We start from the raw sequence: 3,681 nt of genomic DNA on the forward strand, positions 1-3,681 counted from the left end.
ACGATGGGGTCAGCGAACGTCTTTGCGAAATCCACGCGCTGCCACTCATGGTTGACACTGAGTTCACCGAACTCGATCGGCAGCACCTCATCGTTGTCAGAAGGCGTTTTCTTCGCGCGTGTTCAGAATATAAAGCCGTATTGCATCAGTCATGTCGATTACGTCTTTATTGACGAAGATGCTGATGTCGATCTGAGGCGGAGTCGTTGTAAGGAAGCCGACGTGGTCTTCACTATCACCGGTTACCCAGGAACTGCTGCTTATGTTTCCGAAGATGATTTGCCGATGAATATCAACCAGCATTCAGCTCGGTTCGATGTTGAAGATACATGGGGCGCGGGATACGTTTGCGCAGCACTGAATTCGCGGTTTGTGAAGTTGCAGGTGGAAAGATCCGCGATTGGTGGTACGAGGGATGCGCTCGACTATCCATCTGTGAAGGGGTTGCTCATACCCATTTTCGACGAAGAGTTGAGAAACGAGATCGAAGAAAAGGTAGTCACATACGTTGTGGCGAAGAGACTTGCGTCAAAACTCCTCGGCGCTGCAGTTTCGATGGTCGAGGGACTTGTCGAAGGAGAAGTGAGTGAAGATCAACTTATCGCTGCCCAACGTGCACTTGCGTCTGGTGATAGGTCGCTCGACCACGCAGTTTTCTCGCGATTGAAAGTGGATGGATGGGACGGCGACCGTGAACCGCTCTTTCCTAACCTCGAGCAGCTTTACGAGGTGCTGGAGAAAGCAACCCAGGAGCTGGAAGCCTAGATGCCAAAGCCCCGCGCCAACCCCCTTCAGGAAATGGACCTCCAACCCATCTACGACCAGGAGATGGAAACCGTCTGGCAATGGCTGGGAGAGCACCAGCTTGTCGCCTTGGGTGGGACCATGGACCTTGCGCCCGGAGACCTTCCGGAAGGCGATACCTACGACGGCGCCTCGGTTGTCATCGCTGAGGCAACCCAACGCAGCCCGGTTCGGCGCAACACGCAAGATGAACTGAAGGGCATCAAGGAGCGGTTCAAAGATACGACCCCAACGGGTGTCACCCCGGAATCTGTCTGGGGTGCGGTAAAGGATCCGCGCGCAAAGGTCCGCAAGCTGGATTGGCAGCGCCTGCCCGCCGATGCGATGGCCTTCTATCGGCCATTTCACTATCCGCCATTCGACCAGTGGGGCATCTACCTGCTGACCAACGCCTTTGCCTACAACGTCTTAAGCTTCATCTTTATTCACCACAAAGACACAAAGATCACAGAGTTAATTACTTGCTTTTCTTTGTGCCCTTCGTGCCTTTGTGGCGAATTAATCGAGCTAGAATCCAATTATTTTTCGGAGCTTAGCCAACCCGGCGCTGATCGCGAAAATCAAACGCGACGGGCTGCGGCTATTTCATGCATTTTCTATAGAGGCCATGCCATGAACATCCATGCCGAATATATTGTAGACGAGAATCTGAACAAGAAGGCCGTGATCATCCCTTATTCCGAATGGAAAGTCATCATGGAGGAAATCGAGGAACTCGATGATATTCGAGCTTATGACCAAGTCAAGAACGCAATCGACGATGAAGACTTGCCGTTCCAGCAAGCCCTTCAAGAAATCAATGCAGGCAAGATCGAGTGACCTACAGCATACGAAGCCGTAGCACATTCATCGTCCGATGAACATAACCAACCTCCAAGCCTTCCGGGGCCTCGACCCTGACCTGCGCGCGGCCCTGCTCGCCCAGATCCGCGACCTCTGGACCCATACCTCCACCGCGCTTGAGGGCAACACCCTCACCTTAGGCGAGACCAAGTTCGTCATCGAGGAGGGGCTGACGGTTTCCGGCAAGCCGCTCAAGGATCACCAGGAGGTGATGGGGCATGCGCGGGCCATCGAGCTGATCTACCAGGGGCTGGGCGGGACAGTCACCGAATCGCACCTGTTCGAGCTGCATCGCGCGGTGCAGTCGGAGGCTGTGGCGGACATCTACAAGCCCTATGGGGTGTGGAAGTTGGAGCCAAACGGAACCTATGCCGTCACCGAGGAGGGGCGCCAGACCTTCATCGAATATGCCGCACCCGAAGACGTGCCCGCGCTGATGACCGAGTGGCTGGCCGAGCTCAATCGGCTCGCTGGCGAACAATTAAGCGAGACGGAAGCGGTCGATGCTTATGCCCGGCTGCATCTGGGATTTGTGCATGTGCACCCGTTCTGGGACGGCAACGGGCGCATGGCCCGCCTGTTGAGCAACATCCCGGTATTGCGTTCTGGCCACCTGCCGGTGGTGATCGACGTGCGCGACCGCAAGGCGTACATCGACATCCTGGCCCAGTACGAACTGGCAAGCGGGCAACTCACCGCCGAAACCGGCGTTTGGCCTGCCGAGGCCCAGGAGGCACCGTTCCGGGCATTCTGTCAGCACTCGTACGAGGCGACGCGGCACCTGGTCCAACAGGCGAGCGAGCAGCAGGCGAGGCGCAATCGTCGGCACAACGGCGGGGATGGGGAATGACAGGCATCGCGTTCAAGCCTCTGCTGACCTTGTTCTCAAGCGGCAGTTGCCGCGCAGGCGACAAACACAACGACCGGCTGCTCGACGGTATCGCGCACCCCAGCACGGATTGGCGTCATTGGATCATCAGCCAGCGGCTGTTGCGCGGGCGCGCGAGTCTGAGCACCGACGGTGAGGCGGTGGCGGCCATTCTGGCGACGGACCCCTTTCAGCGACGGGATTGGCGACGCTGGAGCGCGACCTGTGGGACATGACCGCCGAGCAGGCACAGGCAACCCCGTTGCTGGTCCGCGTGCTGGCCGAGGCGAGTCGTCTGGCACAGTGGCAGGGTGATGCCTTGGCCTCACTCGACCCATTGGACCCGGCGGGAATCAAGACTGATCAGAACTGGTGCAAGGGACGCATGGTGGCGGTGCCCCAGATCCCCTCCGCCAGCCCGGACTACATCCTGTCGGGCGATTGGAGCGGTGCCGACGGCCTGCCTGTCATGCCGTGGGTGCTCGCGACCCCTTGGGCCTTTCTGCTGGCCGTCGTCGGTTACGTGCAGGATGCCTGGACGGCGGAGGGGCGCGGCGGGCTGTTGCTCGGACTGCCCGCGGGCCAGCATGCCTATCAACCCACCGAGATCCAGGTGCTGGTCGCGGGCCCGGATGGCGCTGAGGTGCTGTGTGGCAGCCTCGGCGGCTTCCTGCTGCGGGTGATCAGCCGGTTGAACATGGCGCTTTTCCCGTTCGAGCCGGGTGAGTCGCAGATCAACACCCGTTTGTCTCCGTTGATCGGCGAATTGCTGCGGCGCAAGGTCTGGCGCTATCGCGAAGGACTGTCCGGCGAGCAGGGGTTCTATCAGCCACATCTTTACCCAGAACTACTATCGACACTCCGTTTACTCTCAAGGGCGCGTTGAGCCTCGAGAGCGAGTGCAAAGTCAGCGGCTCGCTGCGGTCCGATCCACAGGGTTTGTGGCCCCGGGAAGCCGTCGCGCTTGCGGTTGAGGAAGCCCCCGAGGGTGGCGACCAGACGGATCATGGTATCGAGCGAGGAGGGCGCCTCCGGCGGTTCTTGGCGCTGGGTGACGAGGTAGAGGGCTTTCCACTCGGCCTCGTCAAATATAGTGGACCCGAAATTTGAGACAGCCCTCTAAGCGTAAAGTGAAGGCAAGCGGAGGGTTGAGATGACGCGCAAAC

Annotated in this window: 6 protein-coding genes; 5 read left to right on the plus strand and 1 reads right to left on the minus strand. The window is 58.9% G+C overall.

Annotation, left to right across the window (positions count from 1 at the left end; all coding sequences use genetic code 11):
- From G3480_RS25405 to G3480_RS25425, 5 genes are all read left to right on the plus strand, one after another.
- On the plus strand, positions 1-765 hold a 765-nt coding region (locus tag G3480_RS25405), incomplete at its 5' end, for a restriction endonuclease subunit S domain-containing protein (RefSeq protein WP_206171893.1).
- Entirely contained in the window at positions 766-1,623 is an 858-nt protein-coding gene (locus G3480_RS25410; protein WP_164657002.1) for a hypothetical protein, read from the plus strand.
- Positions 1,624-1,660: 37 nt separating this feature from the next.
- Positions 1,661-2,497, plus strand: coding sequence for a Fic family protein (locus tag G3480_RS25415; RefSeq protein ID WP_164657003.1), 837 nt, complete (start codon positions 1,661-1,663; stop codon positions 2,495-2,497).
- On the plus strand, positions 2,494-2,751 hold the full coding sequence (locus G3480_RS25420) for a hypothetical protein (protein ID WP_164657004.1): 258 nt from the start codon (positions 2,494-2,496) through the stop codon (positions 2,749-2,751). Before G3480_RS25415 ends, G3480_RS25420 begins: the two co-directional genes overlap by 4 nt.
- Positions 2,748-3,401 carry a hypothetical protein gene (locus tag G3480_RS25425; protein WP_164657005.1) on the plus strand — a complete coding sequence of 218 codons (654 nt, stop codon included), beginning with the start codon at positions 2,748-2,750 and terminating at the stop codon, positions 3,399-3,401. The genes G3480_RS25420 and G3480_RS25425 overlap by 4 nt, the downstream gene beginning before the upstream one ends.
- Here G3480_RS25425 and G3480_RS25430 read toward each other — a convergent pair.
- Positions 3,353-3,607 carry an IS4 family transposase gene (locus G3480_RS25430; RefSeq protein WP_338114223.1) on the minus strand — a complete coding sequence of 85 codons (255 nt, stop codon included), beginning with the start codon at positions 3,605-3,607 and terminating at the stop codon, positions 3,353-3,355. The two genes, G3480_RS25425 and G3480_RS25430, sit on opposite strands and share 49 nt — an antisense overlap.
- Positions 3,608-3,681: the final 74 nt, after the last annotated feature.

The organism is Thiorhodococcus mannitoliphagus (assembly GCF_010915725.1).
Classification (GTDB): domain Bacteria; phylum Pseudomonadota; class Gammaproteobacteria; order Chromatiales; family Chromatiaceae; genus Thiorhodococcus; species Thiorhodococcus mannitoliphagus.